Origin of the sequence: Devosia indica (assembly GCF_003056405.1) — a bacterium.
Lineage (GTDB): Bacteria > Pseudomonadota > Alphaproteobacteria > Rhizobiales > Devosiaceae > Devosia > Devosia indica.
Map to the genome: position 1 here is coordinate 18,466 of NZ_PYVZ01000001.1, position 18,929 is coordinate 37,394.

An 18,929-nucleotide genomic window follows, 5' to 3' on the forward strand; every position below is an offset into this window, starting at 1 on the left:
CCCCAGAAATAGCGCGCGCAGGCGTTTCGACAAAGAGAACCACGGCGAAGGCATTGTTCGTCAAACCGCGCCAATGGGCTGGTCTTGGCGACAGGGCAGTCGCGTGGTCTAAGTCCGGCATTGCAGGGAGGCGAGGCGGCAGAGGCGATGCTGGAGAAGAGCTTTTTCGACCGGCCGGTGCTGGACGTGGCGCAGGAGATTCTCGGCGCGACACTGCTGTTCGATGGCATTGGCGGGGTCATTGTCGAGGTGGAAGCCTATGACGAGACGGACCCGGCCTCACATAGTTTTCGGGGGCCCACGCCGCGCAATCGGGTGATGTTCGGGCCGCCGGGGCATGCCTATGTCTATAAGATCTACGGCATTCACCATTGCCTCAATTTCGTCTGCCGGCCGGGCAGCGCGGTGCTGATCCGGGCGCTGGAGCCGGTGCAGGGGCTTGCGGCCATGCGGGAACGACGGGGTGGATTGTCGGACCGGCAATTGTGCTCGGGGCCGGGCAAGCTGGCACAGGCGCTCGGCATTGATTTGCAGCATGACGGGCTGGGGCTGGATGGGCCGCCATTTGCGCTCAAAGCCGCCACAGCGACGCATAAGATTGCCACTGGTCCGCGCATCGGGATCACCAAGGGTGCTGAAACGCCGTGGCGCTTTGTGCAGGCCGGGTCGCGCTATCTCAGCCGGCCCCTGCCGAAGGCGCAGCCGGTTTTGTGATCGGCGGCGGGGCAACTGCCTGCTCGTGACCCCGTTGAGGACACAGGCCGGCGCGCGTCAACCGGACACGGCGGCATAGGGCCTTTGATACGGTTTTTTCCGGTTTCCCGCATCAGTCAGTTCAAGCTGACACAGGCCTTTGTCCCGCCCGCGCCAGCCAGCGAACACAAACGCAGGAGGCCATCATGCCCCGAGGTGACAAGAGCGCCTATACCGACAAGCAGAAGCGCAAGGCCGAACATATCGAAAAAGGCTACGAGGAGCGCGGCGTTTCCCACGAGGAAGCCGAGCGGCGGGCCTGGGCCACCGTCAACAAGGATGATGGCGGCGGTAACAAGTCCGGCTCCGGCCGCGGCACGCATACCGACAATCCGGCCGCGCACAAGGGCGGCAGGAAGGGCGGCGAGGCCTCGGCCAATCGTCCGGCCGCAGAACGATCCGCATCGGCCAAGAAGGCAGCCGAGACGCGCAAGCGCCACGAAGAAGAGCGGGCGCAACACTAAGCACTGCATTATCGGCCTCGCCGGTTGCCCTGCCCGCGACCGCGTGATTCAAGAGACGTGTGGAAGCCATTGAGTCTATCGACCTGTTCTCGCCCCAGCGCCATGAGCGGCCCAGCCCGCTTGCGGTGCTGCGCGATATTTTCGGGCACAAGGCGTTTCGCGGGCAGCAGGCCGATGTGATCGAACATGTGGCCGAGGGCGGCGACGCAGTCGTGCTGTTTCCGACCGGCGCCGGCAAGTCGATGTGCTACCAGATCCCGGCGATTTGCCGGCCGGGCGTGGGCATCGTTGTTTCGCCGCTGATCGCCTTGATGCGCGACCAGGTGGAGGCGCTGGAACAGGCCGGCGTGGCCGCAGCGGCGCTCAATTCCTCGCTGACCCAGGAGGAAGCGAGCGAGGTGCGCCGGAAGCTGCGACGCGGGGAACTGGACCTTCTCTATGTGGCGCCCGAGCGGGTGGCGACGCCGGGCTTTGCCAATATGCTGGCCGATACGCAGATCGCGCTGTTTGCCATTGATGAGGCTCATTGCGTGAGCCAATGGGGGCATGATTTCCGCCCTGAATATCGCGAACTGATCCACCTGGTGGAGCTGTTTCCCGGCGTACCGCGCATTGCGCTGACGGCCACGGCCGACCCGACGACGCGCGAAGACATTATCGAGCGGCTGGGGCTGGAACAGGCCGAGGTGTTCACCACCAGTTTCGACCGGCCCAACATCTCCTATTCCATTGTTGAGCGGGACAAGCCGCGCGAGCAGCTCCTCGACTTCCTTGGCGGGCACAAGGGCGAGAGCGGCATCGTCTATTGCCTCTCCAGGGCCAAGGTCGAAGATGTCGCCGACTGGCTCTCGGGCAAGGGCATTCGCGCCCTGCCCTATCATGCCGGAATGAGCGCCGAGCTGCGCAGCGCCAATCAGGACGCCTTCCTCAAGGAGGAGGGCCTTTGCCTGGTTGCTACGGTGGCCTTCGGCATGGGAATCGACAAGCCGGATGTGCGCTATGTGGCGCATATGGATCTGCCGGCTTCCATTGAGGCCTATTACCAGGAGACCGGACGCGCTGGGCGCGACGGGCAGCCTGCCGATGCCTGGATGAGCTATGGCATGGCCGATGTGGTGCAGCGCCGCCGCATGATCGATGAGGGCAATGCGCCTGACGAGGTCAAGCGTGTCGAGCATGGCAAGCTCAACGCGCTGCTGGGCGTCTGCGAGACGGCCTCGTGCCGGCGTCAGGCAATCCTGGCGCATTTCGGCGAGGTCTATCCGCACGCCTGCGGCAATTGCGACACGTGCCGCTCGCCGGTGGAGAGCTGGGACGGCACGGACGCCGCGATCAAGGCGATGGCTGCAATCTACCGCACCGGCATGCGCTTTGGCGCGGCCCATGTCATTGATGTGCTGGTGGGCAAGGAAACCGAAAAGGTCACCCGCTTCGGCCACCAGCACCAAAAGGTGTTCGGGCAGGGCAAGGAGCTGGATACACGGGCCTGGCAATCGGTGCTGCGGCAATTGACGGCGATGGGGCTGATCGTGGTCGACCATGCCAATCATGGCGCGCTGACGCTGAGCGAAGCGGCCCATTCGGTGTTCAAGCGCGAGCGCAATGTCACGCTGCGCAAGGACCGGCCAAAGAAATCGGTCGAGGTTCGTCGCTCGCTGGCCCGGTCGGTGGATGTGCCCGAGCATGCCAAGCCGCTGTTTGAAGCGCTGCGCGAGGAGCGTTTGCGGCTGGCCAAGGCCCAGGGTGTGCCGCCTTATGTGATCTTCCACGATGCGACACTGAAAGCCATGGCTCTGGCAGAGCCGAAACACCCGCATGATCTGCTGAACCTGCCTGGTGTCGGACAGGGGAAGCTGGACAGGTATGGGGATGCGTTTCTGGCGGTGGTGCGGGGGTTTGAGGGGTAAGATGGTTTGGGCAGCGCGCTTACCATTCGGGCGCAGCCCTCAAGGCCTTCTCTTCTCAGATTGCTCTACTGGAGCAACCTGCTCTTCGGGCTGGCTTTGCGCCCCCTCATCCGGCGCTGCGCGCCACCTTCTCCCCGAGAGGGAGAAGACCAAGAGCGTACACGATGCTGTTTCCTCTCCCTCTCGGGGAGAGGTGGCCGAAGCGAAGCGTAGGTCGGTGAGGGGGATGAGTTGAGCGATACCTTCACTGTGAAGCGCCCCCGCCTGCCGGTCATCGACATCGCCCGCGGCGTCGCGATCATCGCGATGGTGTTTTACCATTTGTGCTGGGATCTGGCGTTCTACCGCTTCATTTCCGTCGATGTCGGGTTCGACCCCGGCTGGGTGTTTTTCGCACGCACGATCCTGTTTGCTTTCATGTTCCTGGTGGGCGCTGGCCTGGTGCTGGGGCATGGGGATGGCATGCGCTGGCGCAGCTTCTGGCGGCGCTGGCTGTTCGTCGTGGGTGGCGCGGGGTTGATCACCATCGGCACCTGGTTCGCCTTCCCCGACAGCTTTGTCTATTTCGGGGTGCTGCATGCCATTGCGCTGACGAGCCTGATCGCCCTGCCCTTTCTGTTCACGCCGCTCTGGCTGACGGGTGCCGTCGCGGCGCTGGTGATCGGACTGCATTTCGGCTTTGCCGATCCGCTCTACAACCAGAAGGTGTTTTCCTGGATCGGGTTCTGGGTGGTGCCGCCGCCCACCAATGACCTGGTGCCGGTGTTTCCATGGTTCGGGGTGGTGCTGTTGGGCGTTCTGGCCATGCGGCTGGTGCGGGGCAGCGGTGTTGAGCGGCGGATGGCCGCGATCGAACCGCGCCACGTGCCGGCACGGGTGTTTGGCTGGATGGGGCGTTGGAGCCTGGTCATTTACCTGGTGCATCAACCGCTGCTATTGGCGGTGATCATGCCGCTCTCCATGGCCATGGGGACGCAGGAGGCCAATCGCGAGCTGGACTTTCTCAATTCCTGCCAGATGAGTTGCGAGGAGAGCGGCGCCACGGCGGCGCAGTGCGCGATCTATTGCCAATGCGGGCTTGAAGGTGTGGAGCGGGATGATCTGTGGGAGCCGGTGTTTAGCGGACTGGTGTCTGCGGAAGATCAGGCCAAACTCGATGCCAATAACCGGCAATGTTCGGCGCTGATCTATCCGGAGCTGGAGGCGGAATAAGGGGGTCGCCAACTCCCTCTCAATTCCTTCGCCTCCCTCCCCCTTGAGGGGAGGGTGCGCAGGAGCCGAGGCGCCGGGTGGTAACGATCAACCACAGATCAAGGCGCAATGGTGCCGCTCAGGTGCTCGATTCCCTGGCGTTGGTACCGGCGACCATTTCGTCGGGAATATCATCGAAGCTGGCGTAGTTCATGTTGTAGAGTTTTGAATAAAGCCCGCCCAGTTCCATGAGCTGGTCGTGATTGCCCTCTTCGATCTTTTCGCCGTTTTGCAGAACGATGATGCGGTCTGCGCCGCGAATGGTGGCGAGGCGATGGGCGATAACCATGCCGGTGCGGCCCTTGAGCAGGATTTCCAGCGCCTTCTGGATCTGCCGTTCGGTATAGCTGTCGATATTTGCGGTGGCCTCGTCGAGCACCAGGATCTTGGCGTCGGCCACCAATGCCCGCGCGAAGCTGAGGAGCTGGCGCTGGCCGAGCGAAAGGTTGGACCCGCGCTGCTCGAGCATGGTGTCATAGCCATTGGCGAAACGATCGATGAATTCATGCGCGCCCACGGCCTTGGCGGCGGCGATCACATCCTCGCGGGTGGCCGAGGCCTTGTTGTAGCGAATATTCTCAAAGATCGTGCCGGTGAACAGGAATGGTTCCTGGAGCACCATGGCCACCTGTTCGCCTAAGGATTCCTGGGTGACATCGCGCACATCGTGGCCACCGACGATGACCGCGCCGTCCTGGACTTCATAGAAGCGGTGGACGAGCGCCATGGCGCTGGTCTTGCCCGAACCGGTGGGGCCGATGACCGCAACGGTCTCGCCGGGATTGACCTTGAAGGACACGTTCTTCAGCACCGGGCGCTTCGGATCGTAGCCGAACACGACGTTTCTGAACTCGACCGAGCCATCCATCTCGCCGGTCAGCACCTTGGCGTCGGATTTGTCCTCGATCACGGTGGGCAGATCGAGCACTTCGGTGATGCGGCGGCCCGAGGTCATGGCGCGCTGCATGATGGAATATTGCATGGTGAGCGAGCGGATCGGGTCGAAGAAGCGCTGCACATAAAACAGGAACGCCACGACGACGCCGACCTGCAGCGCGCCATTGAGCACCATGGCGCCACCGACGACCACGACCGTGGCCATGGATATGCCAGTGAGCGTATCGACGATGGGCACCATGACCTGGGCATATTTGGAGCCTGTGAGCTGGATGCGCAGGTTCTGATAGGCCTTGTCGTCATAAAGGTCGAAATTGACCTTCTGACGATCCAGGTTCTGCACCGTGCGCACGCCATTGATGCCTTCGGCCATGGCCCCGGCTGTCAACGAATTGGTTTCGTGCGCGGCCCAGAAGGCGCGCTTGGCCGGGGGTAGCCAGAAGATGCGGATGATGAACAGCACCGGCATGGTGATAAGGGTCACCAGCCCCAGCCATGGGTCGAGGCTCAGCAGCACGGCAACAATGCCGAACAGCAGGACCAGATCGCCGACCGAAATCACCGAGGTTTCGAGAAATTCCTGCATGGCACTGACATCGCCCTGCAGGCGGCTCATCAGGCGGCCAACTTCGGTGCGGTCCATATAGCTGAGCGAGACGCGCTGGAGCTGGGCGAACATGGCGCGGCGCATGTCGAACAGCACGTGTTCGGCGACCTGCCCGACCTGGGTTTCCTGCACCCAGGAGGCGCCGAAATTGAGCAATACCGCGATGGCGAAGGCGCCCACGGCCCAGAGCAGATTGTTCGGATCACCGCCGGCAACCAGTGCGGTGTCGATGGCATTGCCGATGATGAGCGGAATGGCCAATTGCGTGCCGGTAAAGATCAGCACCGCCGCGACAGCGAGATAGATCTTGAGGCGGTAGGGCTTCACATAGGCCCAGATGCGCCGGACCGTCTTGGGGTCATAGGCCTTGCCGAAAACTTCTTCCTCAATGCGGTGGCTGCCCACCGAGGCGCGGGGCGGACGCTGGCCGGGGAAGGCGGCGACTTCGCTTTCGTCATCAACGACGCTCATTGGGCTGCCTCCAGATCGTCGGTTGGTCGCGTTTGCAGGTCATAGAGTGCGCGATAGCGGCCACCTTGGGCGAGCAGGTCTTCATGGGTACCGCGCTCGACGATCCTGCCATCTTCGAGGAACAGGATCAGGTCGGCATGCATCAGCGAAGAGAGGCGATGGGCGATGATCATGGTGATCCGGTCGCTGGCGAAGCGGCGAATGGCCGAGCGGATACGATGCTCGGTGCCAGCGTCGATGGCGGCGGTCGAATCGTCGAACACCATGACGGCGGGCTTGAGCACCAGGGAGCGCGCGATGGAGAGGCGCTGGCGCTGACCACCGGAGAGCGAGACGCCGCGCTCGCCCACCACGGTGTCGTAGTCGGCCGGCAAGCCCATGATGTAATTGTGCAATTGGGCGCTTTCGGCGGCGCGCTCGATCTTGCGCTCCTTGGCCCAGGGATCGCCATAGGCGATGTTGTTCTCGATGGTGGTGGTGAACAGGAACGTGTCCTGCTGCACCACGGCGACGGAACGCCTGAGGCTTTGCAGCGTCACGTCGCGCACCTCCTGCCCATCGAGCGTGATGCGGCCGGAGGTGATGTCGTAAAAGCGCGGAATGAGATGGGCGAGCGTGGATTTGCCGCTGCCCGGGGCGCCGACAATGCCGATGGTCTGGCCGGCCTTTGCCTCGAAGCTGATGCCGTTGAGGGTGGGCACGGTGGAGCCAGGATAGGTGAAGTGAACATCCTCAAAGCGCAGCACGCCATTGCTGATCTTGAGCGGGGTGGCGCCGGGCTTGTCCTCGATTTCAACAGGGGCATCGAGGAAAGCATAGAAGCGCTCGCCGCAGGTGGAAGCGCGGGCATAGGAGTTGACCATCAGTCCGAGCTGGCGCACCGGCATCTGCAGGATGGTCATGAAGGTGAGAAAGCTGGCCAGCGTGCCCACGGTCATCTCGCCGGCGATGACCTTGTTGCCGCCCACCCAGAGCACCAGGCCCATGGCGGCGAAAAAGGAAAAGGTCATCATCGAGGTGTTCTTGACGCGCACCCGGACGCGGCGATGCGCCAGCTCCAGCGCGGCCTTGGAGGCAGTGTCGAACTTGTCGAGCTCGTGCTTCTGGCCCGAAAAGGCGCGCACGACGCGGATGCCGCCGAGATTTTCTTCCATGACCCGGGTCAGCACGGAGAGTTTTTGCTGCAGGATCAGCCAGGTGGCGCGCAGCGTGAGCTGGGCCACTGATGAGCGCCAGGCGACGAAGGGCACAAAGCTCAGGGCCAGAAGGCCGAGCAGCACATCGGTCGAAAGCAGCATCCAGGCGCCGACCCCGATGAGCACCACGAGCAGAATGGTGCGGACCAGACCGGTGGAAAAGAACATGCGCAACCCGTCCAGATCGAGCAGGCCGATGGTGATCAGATCGCCCGAATGCACCCGGTCGTGGTAGGAATAGGAGAGGCGCTGGACCTTGTCATAAAAGGCCAGGCGCAGCTCGTAGCCCACATGGTGGCCGACGCTTTCCGAAAAATAGTTCTGCACCAGGGTGAAGAGACCGCGCGCGACGGATGCGGCGAGCAGGGTCAGAGCTGTCCAGAGCAGCGCCTCCTGCGCGCCGTCGCCGGCGACGCTGAGCACGTTATGCGCCTGGTCGATGGCCTGCCCCAGCAAGCGGGGAATGGTCAGTTGCAGGATGGCCGCAATGATGGTGGCACCAACCGCCAGGATTGCCTGAAACGGGTGGCGAAGGGAAAACAGGGTAATGCGCGTCAATGGCGCCATGCCTTTACCGGCATGGGCTGCTGCAACATGGTCCCGAGCATCGCCGCGCGAACGCTCGCGGCCAGCCTTGAGGGTTATCAAGGAAGTATCCAGACGTCAGTTAAAGTGGAGCCCGAAAGGGAGAGGCGGGAGGACCGTCGACCAGCAATCGGGCAAATCAAAAAACTCGCCTGCCTATAAAAAGCGCATTGCGTCTTCCATTCAAGGTGCAATTTGCGCAAAAAATGCAACGATGCAGCGAAAATGACATCGGCATGACCCCATGCCGAAGCGTTGATGGTACCCCGCTGCGGGCTCGGGCAGTTAGACCCATGAAGGGAACTGCCCATGATTTCCGGTTTGACGGCTGCGCTGATTGCCGCCGTATTTGTCACCTCAACGATTTCCGGCATTTTCGGCATGGCCGGCGGCATGCTGCTGCTGGCCGGTCTGCTGACCATATTGCCCGTGGCCACCGCGATTGCCCTGCAGGGCGCCATCCAGATCGTGGCCAATGGATCGCGGGCCTGGTTCTCGCGGAGCTTTATCGACTGGCGCATTATCGCAACCATGGTGGGGGGACTGGCCCTGGCGGCCTTGCTGCTGTTCCTGTTGCGCTATCAGCCGGACTTGGCGACAGTGTGCATCGCGGTAGGGCTGATGCCGATCCTGGTCTGGCTGCCCAAGAGCTGGTTGCAGCTTGATGCCAGCCGGCCGGTACACGGGTTCTTCTGCGGCTTTGCCAGTGGCGGGCTGAACCTGGCGGTGGGCGTGGCCGGGCCAAGCATCGATATCTTCTTCATTCGCACCCAGATGGACCGGCGCAAGGTGATTGCCACCAAGGCCTGCATGCAGGTGATCTCGCATGGCGCCAAGGTGGTGTTCTACGGCGCGACGGCGGCGGCCATGGCTGCAGGCGACTGGATACTGGTGGCCATTGCGGCACCCTTTGCCATTGCCGGGACCCATATGGGCTATGGCATCCTGCAGCGCCTGTCCGATGACGGGTTCCGGCGCTGGACCCGCTGGATCGTCACCATGCTGGGCGTGTTCTATCTGGTGCGCGGCATTTTGCTGCTCGCGGGCTCCTGGTGAATCTTCCTGTTGACGCATCGCTTTAAGCCGAAAACCGGTTCCCACTTTTCGGCGCGATGCTCTATGTTGGGAGCGGGAGACGACATGGCACCATTCGATAGCGTAACCGCACGCCTTATCCTGCTTCTGGCCGAGACCGGCTCAATCGGCCGCGCGGCGGAACGGGAGGGCATAGCCTCCTCGGCGGTCAGCCGGCGGGTTTCCGATCTGGAAGGACGGCTGGGCGTGGTCCTGTTCGATCGCTCGGCGCATGGGGTGAAGCTGACCAAGGCGGGCGAGGCCTATGCCGAGGGGTGCCGCACCGTGTTGCGCTCCATTGCCGATCTCGACGCCATCATGGATGATTTCAGCTCCGGTCAGCGGGGGAGCCTCAGGCTGGCCTGCACCAGCTCGGCGCTGACCGGGCGCCTGCCCGAGCTTTTGGCCAAGTTCGCGGGCAAATATCCCGGCATTGAGATTGCCATTTCAGAGATGGGCGCGGCCAAGGCGCTGCTCTCTCTCGATGAGGGCCAGGCCGACATCGCCATCGTCTCGGACAATTACGATTTCACACGCTTCGAAATCCGGCCCTTCGAGGATGAACGGGTGTGGGTGCTGGTGCCGCCCGAGCATGAATTGGCCGCGAGCATCGAGCCGAGAAAATCGGTCAATTTCGATGCGGTCATTCCGCATTCCATCGTCGGCATCCACCATGCCGGCTCGCTCGACAGGCTGCTCAGCGAAGCGGCCGAGAAGCTGGGGCATCCGCTGAAGGAAGCGCTGCGTGTCGAGAGCTTTCCGGCACTGGTGCGCATGGTGGAGGCCGGATTCGGCATCGGCTTTCTGCGCTCGACCAGCCTACATCTGCTGGCCGGCACGGATCTGGTCTGCGCGCCGCTTTCGGAGCCCTGGGCGATGCGCAAATTGCTCGTGGCGCGGCGCAAGTCGAGCCCGCTATCGGCGGCGATGAAGAGTTTCGTCTCGCTGGCCGCGGAAACCTATCTTCCCTCCGTGTGACAAAATTTCCTGATAAAAGATATCAGGATTGTTTTGACACGCCCCCATCTCGCCGATATTGAAGCTGACCAGCGCAGTCAGGTTTGCGCAGAGCTTTATTCATTTCAAATCGGAAGTACCGAGATGACCATTCGCCGTACCGCCACCGCGCTTCTTGCCGGTTTCGTTGCCCTCAGCACTCCCGTTGTGGCGCAGGAAATCACCGTCACCCACGCTCAGGGTGAAACCACCCTGCCGGGCGTTCCCGAGAAAGTCGTCAGCTTCGACTTTGCGGCAATCGAGACGCTTGAGGCCATCGGCGTTGACGTGGCGGGCCTGCCCGGTTCGAACCTGCCGGCGCATCTGGAGAAATATGCCAGCGACGACTATGCCAAGGTCGGTTCGCTGTTCGAGCCCGACTACGAAGCCCTGGCCGCTCTCGAGCCGGACCTGATTATCGTCGCAGGCCGGTCCTCGGGCGCCTATGAAGAACTGGCCAAGATCGCTCCGACGGTCGACCTGTCCAATGACTGGGCCGATTTCTATGACTCGATCCAGGCCAATGCCGACATTGTCGGCCAGCTTTTCGACAAGGAAGCCGAGATCGACGCCCTCAAGGCCGAGACCGACGCCAAGGTGGAGGCCGCCAAGGCTGCCGCCGCCGATGCCGGCAAGGGCCTGATCGTGTTGACCAGCGGCGCGGAAGTGTCGGCCTATGGCCCGGGATCGCGTTTCGGCTTCATCCACGACACGCTCGGCGTCACCCCTGTGATCGAGGACGTGGAGGCGGCCACCCATGGCGACGCCATTTCGTTCGAGTTCATCCTCGAAGCCAATCCCGACATGCTGTTCGTGATCGACCGCGATGCCGCCACCGGTTCGGGCGCCGCTGCCGCCATTCTCGACAATGAATTGGTGGCCGAAACCACTGCCTGGAAGAATGGCGACGTCGTCTATATCGACCCGGTGCGCGCCTATATCGTCAATGGTGGCCTGATTTCGTTCGGCATCATGGCAGACCAGGTCGCTGAAGCGCTGAGCCAGTAAGCGAGACCGCTCATTTCGCCCTCGCCCGTTCGGGCGGGGGCATATTTGCTTTTCAGGCATTTTTTCGGCCCCATGCCCAAGCTGCTATTCGGCGTTCTCGCCATTCTCGTCCTGGCCGTCATCAGCCTCTTCATCGGCGTGAGCGATGTGACGCCGATGAGCCTGATCTCCTCATCGCCCGAAGACCGGCCGATGCAGGTCTTGCTGATCAGCCGCGTGCCGCGCACGCTGGCCCTGATGCTGTCCGGCTCGGCCCTGGCGGTAGCGGGCCTGCTCATGCAGATGCTGGCGCGCAACCGCTTTGTCGAGCCGGGCACGGCCGGCACGGTGGAGAGCGCCGTTTTCGGCATTCTTGTCATCACCATTTTCTGGCCCGGCAGTCCGCTGATCGCCAAGATGCTGGCGGCGACGGTGACCGCGCTGATGGGCACGGCGCTGTTCATGCAGATCCTGAGGCGTATTCCCCTGCGCTCGACGCTGATGGTGCCGCTGGTGGGCATCATGCTGGGCGGCGTCATCTCCTCGATCACCGCCTTTTTCGCCTATCGCTACGATCTGCTGCAGACGCTGGGCACCTGGACCATGGGCGATTTTTCCGGTGTGCTGCGGGGGCGTTACGAACTGCTCTATATTAGCGCCGGGCTGGTGGGCATCGCCTGGATCGCCGCCGACCGGTTTACCGTTGCGGGGTTGGGCCAGGACTTCACCACCAATCTGGGGCTCAATTACCGGCGCGTGCTGACGCTGGGGCTGACCATTGTTTCCATGGTGACCGCCGTGGTCGTTGTCTCGGTCGGATCGATCCCGTTTCTGGGGCTGATCGTGCCCAATCTTGTGTCCATGGCGGTGGGCGACAATGCGCGCCGGGCCATTCCCTGGATCGTGTTGATGGGCGCAGGGTTCGTTCTGACCTGTGACATTATCGGCCGGGTTATCCGCTTCCCCTATGAAATCCCGATCGGCACGGTGTTCGGGGTGATCGGCTCGGCCCTGTTCCTCTATCTGCTACTCAGAAGGCGCCCTGCCAATGGCTGATATCCGCGCCCAGGCCACGCCCGTGATCTCGCCGCGTCAGGTTCTGATCATACTTGCAGCCCTCGCCGCCGTCTCCATCGTCGCCTTCATGGTGATCGGCGCAAAGGGGAACTGGAGCTTCATCCTGCCGTTCCGTGGCGCCAAGATCTGGTCCATGGCCACGATCGGCACAGCCATTGCCATAGCCACGGTGCTGTTCCAGACCATCACGGCCAACCGCATTCTCACCCCGTCGATCATGGGGTTCGACGCGCTGTTTGCGCTGGTGCGGACCGTGCAGGTGTTTTTCCTCGGGGGGCTGAGCTATGCCATGCTGCCCGACCAGTTGCAGTTCACCTATGAAACCGCGGTGATGGTTGGGCTTTCAACCCTGTTGTTCCGCTGGCTGTTCGGCCGCGCCTCGCGCGATCTCTATCTGCTGGTGCTGGTGGGCATTGTGTTTGGCGTCTTGTTCCGCTCGCTGGGCGGGCTGATGCAGCGGCTGATCAATCCCAATGATTTCGCGGTGCTGCAGGACAGCCTGTTTGCCAGCTTCAACACCACGGACCAGACCCTGCTCGGGATCAGCACGATTGCCATTGCCGGCGTGGGCATCTGGGTGTGGCGGCTGCTACCGGCGCTGGACGTGCTTAATCTGGGACGCGACACGGCCATCAATCTGGGCGTCAATTACAACCATACCGTCTCGCAAGTGCTGGTGATCGTGGCCATACTGGTATCAGTCTCGACAGCTCTGGTGGGGCCGGTGACCTTCTTTGGCCTGCTGGTGGCCAATCTGGCTTATCTGGTCATCCGCAGCCATCGACACATCCTGATCCTGCCCGCGGCCATCCTGATCTCGATCATCACGCTGGTGGGCGGACAGGTCGTGCTGGAGCGGGTGTTCGGCTATGACACGGCTCTGGCCATCATCATCGAATTTGTTGGCGGGGTCGTGTTCATCGCCATGCTCTTGAGGGGAAGCCGCACATGATCCGCACCCAATCGGTTTCACGCAGCTATGGCGACAACCTGGTGGTCGATAATGTCACGCTGGACATTCCGGCGCGCGGTGTCACCTCGATCATCGGGCCCAATGGGGCGGGCAAATCGACCCTTCTCTCCATGGTCAGCCGCCTGCTCGACATGAGCGCGGGCAGCGTCACTATCGATGGCATGGATGTCACCAAGACGCCCAGCGACGTGCTGGCACGGCGGCTGTCGATCCTTCGGCAGGACAACCATATTTCGGCCCGCATCACCGTGCGTGACCTGATCGGGTTTGGCCGTTATCCGCATTCGAAAGGGCGGCTGACGGTCGAGGACAGGAGCCATATCGACAAGGCCATCGACTATCTCGATCTCGGCGCCCTCAGCGACCGGTTTCTCGACGAGCTCTCGGGCGGGCAGCGACAGCGGGCCTTCGTGGCCATGGTGCTGGCGCAGGACACCGACTATGTGCTGCTGGACGAACCGCTCAACAATCTCGACATGAAGCATGCCATGGGCATGATGAAATTGATGCGCCAGGCCGCGTCCGAACTGGGCAAGACGGTGGTCTTGGTGCTGCACGACATCAATTTCGCATCCTGGTATTCGGACTATATCGTGGCCATGAAGGATGGGAAGGTGGCCGCGCAGGGCCCGGGGCCGGAGATGATCCGGCCCGAAGTGCTGTCCGAAATCTACGAAATGGACATCAAGGTGCACGAAATTGGCGGGCAGTTGATTTCGGTCTATTACGGCTAGGCGAACGTCCCTAGAGACGCGCGAGGATGAAGTCGCGCTCCTCGGCCAGACCAGCCCATTCAGCGGGGTGGTCGGCATCGAAGATCAGGGTGTAGGGGCCGGCATAGCCGGCTTCCTCGGCCGCCTGGACACAGAGCCCGTAATCGGCCTCATCCATGAGGCCGTCATGGAACCCGGCCTTGGCGTGGCAGAGCTCGGCACGCGGGAAGATGGATCTGAGGCCTTCATATTTGTCCGGCCCGGTCCAATTGCCGAAATCGGCCAGGAGGCCGACCTGGCCATCCAGGCGATCGAGCAGCTCATGGACCGCCTGGGGCGTGGACAGCAGGTCGAACCAGTTTTCGGTAAACAGCCGCAGGGGTGAACCGGCATTGGCGGCAAGCAGTTCCTTGAAGCCGGCGACCGAGCGGGACATGGCGTCTTGGGTCGGCTTCTGCTTACCGGCAATGATGCGGGCGTTTTCGGCGCCCAGCATATTGGCGACATCGACCCAGCCGGCGATCCAGCGGGTATCGCGCGCGCCATGCACAGGGTCGGTCATGTCACCGGCATCAATCAGCAGGGTCTGCAGGGTGACGCCGGAAACATTGAGCTGGTCGCGCAATTCGCCCAGATAGACCGGATCGCGGCTGCGCAGGTGGAAGGAGACGATCTCAAGCCGATGATAGCCGTGATTGGCCAAGACCGATGGCAGGCCGAGCAGCGATTCTTCGCCTTCGCCGTAGGTTTCCTGCATGTCGCCGACAGCATCGGTGGTCAGATCATGCGGGAAAGTGGTGCCCAGCAAGCGGTGCAGCGACCAGGTGGAAACGGCAATGCGATGGTTCGGGTCGGCCAATTGGGTTCTCCTCTTTTTGGGCGCAAGAGTTTCATGGCCGGGGGCGCCGCGCAAGGTGAGCCTAACCCACCCTGCCCCGCGCTGCGACGTCCATGGTCTGGATCAGTTCGCCATTGCGGATCAGGTGAACCTGATCGAACAGATTGGTCACCGGGCAGCAGTGATTGGGGATGATGCGGATGACATCGCCGATTTTCGGCTTGCTGGCGCAGGCGGAGACATCGAGCGTGCCGTGCTCTTCGCTGAGGCCGGTGATTTTGGCGTCGGGGAAATCGACGACATGGCCGTGCCCAACAAGGCCCAACAGGTCGCTGGTGAGCGCCTTGGAGCCGGCATCGATGATCGCGCGATTTTCGGTGGGGCGGGACACCACCGTGGCCAGAACGGTCAAGGCGCACTCGTCAAAGCTGGCGGCGCCGGCGGCGACTTGGGAGCGGTCCATATAGATATAGGTGCCGGGCCGGTATTCGGTGGCGACGCGCGCGGCCTCATCCATATGCCAGATGTCGGGGGTGCCGCCGGTGGTGATGGCGGGAAGGTCGAGGCCTGCGGTGGAAAAGACATTGCGGGCGTCGGCAAGCCATTGGGCGGCTTCACGGTATTTGCCGGCGGCGGGATAGGTCATCAGGCCGGCAAAGTCGAGGCCCGGCGCAGCGATGATCTGGCGGGCGAGGTCAAGTGCTGCAGTGGGCGATTGGACGCCACAGCGTCCCATGCCGGTGTCGCATTCGACAAGGACGCCGAGGCGATGGCCGGCATTGGTGAAGACCTGCGCCAGCCCGGTGACACAATCGGGGCTGTCGGCGACGGTGCGGATGGTGACGCGGTCATGCAGGGCCTGCAGGCGTTTGAGCTTGGCGGCACCGATGATGTTGAAGGTGAGCAGCAGGTCGGTCAGACCGGCATCGGCCATGACCTCGGCCTCGCCCAGTTTCTGCACGGTGATGCCGACCGCGCCCAGCTCGACCTGTTTTTTGGCGAAGAAGGGCAGTTTGTGGGTTTTGATGTGGGGGCGCAAGGCAATGCCGGCCTTGTCGGCCATAGCCTGCGCCTTGTTCATATTGGCCTCGGCCCGGTCAAGATCGATGAGGACGGCGGGCGTGTCGAGTTCGGAGAAATGGGTCATTGGGCCCTCAGGACTTCATTAACGAAGCGCAGATTGCCGGCGGTGAGGCCGGCATCAACGGGGATGGTAACGCCGGTGATCCCCGAAGCGGCGTCGGAGGCCAGGAACAGGGCGGCATTGGCAACCTCCTGCGGCGAGACCATGCGGCCCAGCGGATAATGCGGCAGCACCTTGTCGAGCAGTCCAGGGTCGGCCGCCAGCCGGTGATCCCAGGCGGGCGTACGGACCGAGCCCGGCGCTACGAGATTGGCGCGCACACCCTCGCCGCCGCGTTCCACCGCAATGGCCCGGGCATAGGCGATCAATCCGGCCTTGGCGGCTGAATAGGCGGGGTTACCGAAATGCTGGAGGGCATTGACCGAGGAGATGAACACCACATTGCCCGCGCCGCGCGTGGCCATGGCATGGGTGATCGGATCGACCAGGGCATAGGCGCCATTGAGATTGATGGCCATTTCGCTGGCCCAGACATCGTCATCGAGATGGCCAAGATGTTCGGCGCGGGTGAAGCCAGCATTGGCAATGACGGCGTCCACCACGCCATGGGCGGCGATATCGGCCTGGACAGCGGCGCGGGTAGATTTGGCGTCGGCCTGGTCGAAGAGGACACTGCGCGCCAGCGGCAAGCCTTCGAGCATATCGGCCTGGCGATCGGCACCGACGATGGTCGCGCCCGCCGCATGGAAGGTTTCGACCAGGGCGCGGCCAATGCCACCCCCGGCGCCGGAGATGAGAACGGTCTTACCGTCGAGACGGAAGGGGGATGCGTTCATTCTGTGCTCCTCAATGCAGGGGATACCCCCACCTAACCTCCCCCTGATAGGGGGAGGGACTGACCGATTGCGTTTGTGACGCCATGGTCCAGTGGGCTCTTTAACCGTCGTTACGGCCCCTTATAGGCCACGCAGTCGATCTCGACCTTGCAGTCGACCATCATGGTGGACTGCACGCAGGCGCGGGCGGGGGGATGTTCGCCGAAATAGGATTTGTAGACAGCGTTGAAGCTCCAGAAATCGCGCGGATCATCGAGCCAGACGCCACAGCGCACAACATGCTCGAGCCCATAGCCAGCTTCTTCGAGAATGGCGATGACGTTCTTAATGGTCAGATGGGTCTGTTCGATGATGCCTGTGCCGACAATCTCGCCATCCTTCATGGCAACCTGGCCCGAGACATAGAGCCAGCCACCGGCCTCGACGGCGCGGGCGAAGGGCAGGTTCTGTCCACCGGCGCCGGATTTGTCTGCACCATAGCGTTTGATCGGCATGGGAATGTCCTTTCCGTGCTTTTTGAAACTCAGTTTCGCTTGATACCAGTTTTATAGCCATAATCAGCAGGAAGATGCGAGAGTCACGACAAGAAATGTAAATTTCTTACGTGAATCGTCTCGCAGCTTGGTGTAGCGTGGGTTCCATACCGTGATCAGCATCGACGCCATTTTCATCTCACGAGCTTCCCTTGCGCCTTTTCACCGCAGCCCTGGCCACCGAGACCAATACGTTCTCCCCGATTGCCATCGACAAGCGCGCCTTCGAGGCGTCGCTGCATGCCAAGCCGGGCCAGCACCCGCCGACCCCGACGCTGTGTACTGCGCCGATCACGGTGGGCCGCGAAGTCTGCGCACGGGAAGGATGGACGCTGATTGAGGGCACGGCAAGCTGGGCGGACCCGGCCGGCCTGGTGGCCCAGGCGACCTATGAGGAATTGCGCGACGAGATTATCGGCCAGTTGCACGCCGCCATGCCAGTGGATGGCGTGGTGCTGGGGCTGCATGGCGCCATGGTGGCCCAGGGCTATGACGACCCCGAGGGTGATCTGCTGACCCGCATCCGCGCCATTGTCGGCCCCGATGTGCTGGTTTGCGCCGAGCTTGACCCGCACAGCCATCTGACCGCCAAGCGGGCGGAAGCGGCTGACTTCTTTGTCTACTTCAAGGAGTTCCCGCATACCGACTTCGTCGATCGGGCGCGCGATCTCTGGGACATCGCGGTGCGGACCCTCAAGAAACAAATCAAGCCGGTGATGAGCGTTTTCGATTGCCGGATGATTGACGTATTCCCCACTTCGAAACAGCCCATGCGAGGCTTTGTCGACTCTTTGCTGGCGCTGGAAAAGTCCGAGCCGGGCCTGCTTTCGCTCTCGGTCGTCCATGGCTTCATGGCGGGCGACGTGCCCGAAATGGGCACCAAGCTGGTGGCCATCACCGACAACCAGCCCGACAAGGGCGCGGCATTGGCCGAGACGCTCGGACGCGAACTTTATGCCATGCGCGGCACCTTCATGGTCGCCCAGGTGGATGAAAAGACCGCCGTGGACGCCGCGCTGGCCGCACCGCATGGCCCGGTGGTGATTGCCGATGTGTGGGACAATCCCGGCGGCGGCACGGCTGGCGATGCGACCGTCATCTTGGCCGAGATGATTGCCCGCGGCGTGACCGATGTCGCCGTGGGCACAATCTGGGACCCGATTGCGGTGCAGATCTGTTTTGCGGCGGGGGAGGGCGCGATCATTCCGCTGCGCTTCGGGGCCAAGTCGGCGCCCTTTACCGGGCAGCCGATCGATGCGCAGGTGAGCGTAAGAAAGCTCGTGCGCAATGCCGAAATGAAGTTCGGCGACAGTTTCGCGCCCTTTGGCGACGCGGCCTGGGTGCATTTTGACGGGATCGATGTGATCCTCAATTCGACGCGCGCACAGAGCTTTGATCCGAGCCTGTTTTCGGCGCTGGGCATTGACCCAAAATCGCGCAAAATCCTGCTGATCAAGTCGACCAACCACTTCTATGACTCATTCTCCAGGATCGCCTCGGAGATTGTCTATTGCTCGGCTGGCAAGCCCTATCCCAACCGGCCTGCGGAGACGGACTACCGCAAAGCGCGCAAGGATATCTGGCCGATGGTGGAGGATCCTTGGCTTGACGTTGTCCCGTAGGGAAAATCTCTCCAGTGGAGAGATTTGAAACGGCAAGGCCGTGAGAGTTGTGCTCGAATGGCGGG

At 62.4% G+C, this 18,929-nt stretch carries 17 protein-coding genes; 11 read left to right on the forward strand and 6 right to left on the reverse strand.

Annotation, left to right across the window (positions count from 1 at the left end; translation table 11 throughout):
- Positions 1–147 precede the first annotated feature (147 nt).
- The 4 genes from DDE76_RS00080 (at position 148) to DDE76_RS00095 (ending at position 4,336) form a co-directional block, all read left to right on the forward strand.
- Positions 148–714: a DNA-3-methyladenine glycosylase gene (locus tag DDE76_RS00080; RefSeq protein WP_104892221.1), complete on the forward strand. Its 567-nt coding sequence runs from the start codon at positions 148–150 to the stop codon at positions 712–714.
- A 185-nt stretch (positions 715–899) separates the two neighbouring features.
- On the forward strand, positions 900–1,217 hold the full coding sequence (locus tag DDE76_RS00085) for a plasmid stabilization protein (RefSeq protein ID WP_104892222.1): 318 nt from the start codon (positions 900–902) through the stop codon (positions 1,215–1,217).
- Between the two features lie 59 nt (positions 1,218–1,276).
- Positions 1,277–3,124, forward strand: coding sequence for a DNA helicase RecQ (gene recQ, locus DDE76_RS00090; RefSeq protein WP_104892223.1), 1,848 nt, complete (start codon positions 1,277–1,279; stop codon positions 3,122–3,124).
- A gap of 231 nt (positions 3,125–3,355) precedes the next feature.
- Positions 3,356–4,336, forward strand: a complete 981-nt coding sequence (locus DDE76_RS00095; protein ID WP_104892224.1) for an acetyltransferase domain-containing protein — start codon at positions 3,356–3,358, stop codon at positions 4,334–4,336.
- 118 nt (positions 4,337–4,454) lie between these two features.
- Here the strand turns inward: DDE76_RS00095 and DDE76_RS00100 are convergent, their stop codons facing one another.
- Together DDE76_RS00100 and DDE76_RS00105 are read right to left on the reverse strand one after the other, a co-directional pair.
- Positions 4,455–6,350: an ABC transporter ATP-binding protein gene (locus DDE76_RS00100; protein ID WP_104892225.1), complete on the reverse strand. Its 1,896-nt coding sequence runs from the start codon at positions 6,348–6,350 to the stop codon at positions 4,455–4,457.
- Entirely contained in the window at positions 6,347–8,113 is a 1,767-nt protein-coding gene (locus DDE76_RS00105; protein WP_104894773.1) for an ABC transporter ATP-binding protein, read from the reverse strand. Before DDE76_RS00105 ends, DDE76_RS00100 begins: the two co-directional genes overlap by 4 nt.
- 327 nt (positions 8,114–8,440) lie before the next feature.
- Here DDE76_RS00105 and DDE76_RS00110 point away from each other — a divergent pair, with 327 nt between their 5' ends.
- From DDE76_RS00110 to DDE76_RS00135, 6 genes are all read left to right on the forward strand, one after another.
- A complete protein-coding gene (locus tag DDE76_RS00110) occupies positions 8,441–9,187 on the forward strand; it encodes a TSUP family transporter (protein ID WP_104892226.1) in 747 nt (248 codons plus the stop codon).
- An 84-nt stretch (positions 9,188–9,271) separates the two neighbouring features.
- On the forward strand, positions 9,272–10,183 hold the full coding sequence (locus tag DDE76_RS00115) for a LysR family transcriptional regulator (protein WP_158672384.1): 912 nt from the start codon (positions 9,272–9,274) through the stop codon (positions 10,181–10,183).
- Between the two features lie 123 nt (positions 10,184–10,306).
- Positions 10,307–11,209 (forward strand): siderophore ABC transporter substrate-binding protein, encoded by a 903-nt coding sequence (locus DDE76_RS00120; protein ID WP_104892228.1) that lies wholly within the window; start codon positions 10,307–10,309, stop codon positions 11,207–11,209.
- A 72-nt stretch (positions 11,210–11,281) separates the two neighbouring features.
- Complete coding sequence (locus tag DDE76_RS00125; protein ID WP_104892229.1) at positions 11,282–12,244, forward strand: ABC transporter permease; 963 nt, start codon at positions 11,282–11,284, stop codon at positions 12,242–12,244.
- The gene (locus tag DDE76_RS00130) at positions 12,237–13,217 is read left to right on the forward strand and encodes an iron chelate uptake ABC transporter family permease subunit (RefSeq protein ID WP_104892230.1); all 981 of its coding nucleotides are present in this window, start codon (positions 12,237–12,239) and stop codon (positions 13,215–13,217) included. Before DDE76_RS00125 ends, DDE76_RS00130 begins: the two co-directional genes overlap by 8 nt.
- The gene (locus DDE76_RS00135) at positions 13,214–13,972 is read left to right on the forward strand and encodes an iron ABC transporter ATP-binding protein (protein ID WP_104892231.1); all 759 of its coding nucleotides are present in this window, start codon (positions 13,214–13,216) and stop codon (positions 13,970–13,972) included. The genes DDE76_RS00130 and DDE76_RS00135 overlap by 4 nt, the downstream gene beginning before the upstream one ends.
- Before the next feature lie 10 nt (positions 13,973–13,982).
- On the opposite strand, the gene DDE76_RS00140 is transcribed toward DDE76_RS00135, so the two are convergent.
- The 4 genes from DDE76_RS00140 to DDE76_RS00155 form a co-directional block, all read right to left on the reverse strand.
- Complete coding sequence (locus DDE76_RS00140) at positions 13,983–14,810, reverse strand: sugar phosphate isomerase/epimerase family protein (RefSeq protein WP_104892232.1); 828 nt, start codon at positions 14,808–14,810, stop codon at positions 13,983–13,985.
- Between the two features lie 61 nt (positions 14,811–14,871).
- The gene (locus DDE76_RS00145) at positions 14,872–15,936 is read right to left on the reverse strand and encodes a D-TA family PLP-dependent enzyme (protein WP_104892233.1); all 1,065 of its coding nucleotides are present in this window, start codon (positions 15,934–15,936) and stop codon (positions 14,872–14,874) included.
- Entirely contained in the window at positions 15,933–16,709 is a 777-nt protein-coding gene (locus DDE76_RS00150; protein ID WP_104892234.1) for an SDR family oxidoreductase, read from the reverse strand. Before DDE76_RS00150 ends, DDE76_RS00145 begins: the two co-directional genes overlap by 4 nt.
- A 110-nt stretch (positions 16,710–16,819) precedes the next feature.
- On the reverse strand, positions 16,820–17,203 hold the full coding sequence (locus tag DDE76_RS00155) for a RidA family protein (RefSeq protein ID WP_104892235.1): 384 nt from the start codon (positions 17,201–17,203) through the stop codon (positions 16,820–16,822).
- 191 nt (positions 17,204–17,394) lie between these two features.
- Here DDE76_RS00155 and DDE76_RS00160 point away from each other — a divergent pair, with 191 nt between their 5' ends.
- Complete coding sequence (locus tag DDE76_RS00160; RefSeq protein WP_104892236.1) at positions 17,395–18,864, forward strand: M81 family metallopeptidase; 1,470 nt, start codon at positions 17,395–17,397, stop codon at positions 18,862–18,864.
- Positions 18,865–18,929: the final 65 nt, after the last annotated feature.

Excerpts from the sequence above, each read along its gene's own strand:
- DDE76_RS00125 (WP_104892229.1), top strand. The coding sequence starts at position 11,282 with ATGCCCAAGCTGCTATTCGGCGTTCTCGCCATTCTCGTCCTGGCCGTC.
- DDE76_RS00150 (WP_104892234.1), bottom strand. The coding sequence starts at position 16,709 with ATGAACGCATCCCCCTTCCGTCTCGACGGTAAGACCGTTCTCATCTCC.
- DDE76_RS00130 (WP_104892230.1), top strand. The coding sequence starts at position 12,237 with ATGGCTGATATCCGCGCCCAGGCCACGCCCGTGATCTCGCCGCGTCAG.
- DDE76_RS00135 (WP_104892231.1), top strand. The coding sequence starts at position 13,214 with ATGATCCGCACCCAATCGGTTTCACGCAGCTATGGCGACAACCTGGTG.
- DDE76_RS00145 (WP_104892233.1), bottom strand. The coding sequence starts at position 15,936 with ATGACCCATTTCTCCGAACTCGACACGCCCGCCGTCCTCATCGATCTT.
- DDE76_RS00100 (WP_104892225.1), bottom strand. The coding sequence starts at position 6,350 with ATGAGCGTCGTTGATGACGAAAGCGAAGTCGCCGCCTTCCCCGGCCAG.
- DDE76_RS00155 (WP_104892235.1), bottom strand. The coding sequence starts at position 17,203 with ATGCCGATCAAACGCTATGGTGCAGACAAATCCGGCGCCGGTGGACAG.
- DDE76_RS00115 (WP_158672384.1), top strand. The coding sequence starts at position 9,272 with ATGGCACCATTCGATAGCGTAACCGCACGCCTTATCCTGCTTCTGGCC.
- DDE76_RS00120 (WP_104892228.1), top strand. The coding sequence starts at position 10,307 with ATGACCATTCGCCGTACCGCCACCGCGCTTCTTGCCGGTTTCGTTGCC.
- DDE76_RS00085 (WP_104892222.1), top strand. The coding sequence starts at position 900 with ATGCCCCGAGGTGACAAGAGCGCCTATACCGACAAGCAGAAGCGCAAG.
- DDE76_RS00110 (WP_104892226.1), top strand. The coding sequence starts at position 8,441 with ATGATTTCCGGTTTGACGGCTGCGCTGATTGCCGCCGTATTTGTCACC.
- DDE76_RS00105 (WP_104894773.1), bottom strand. The coding sequence starts at position 8,113 with ATGGCGCCATTGACGCGCATTACCCTGTTTTCCCTTCGCCACCCGTTT.
- DDE76_RS00080 (WP_104892221.1), top strand. The coding sequence starts at position 148 with ATGCTGGAGAAGAGCTTTTTCGACCGGCCGGTGCTGGACGTGGCGCAG.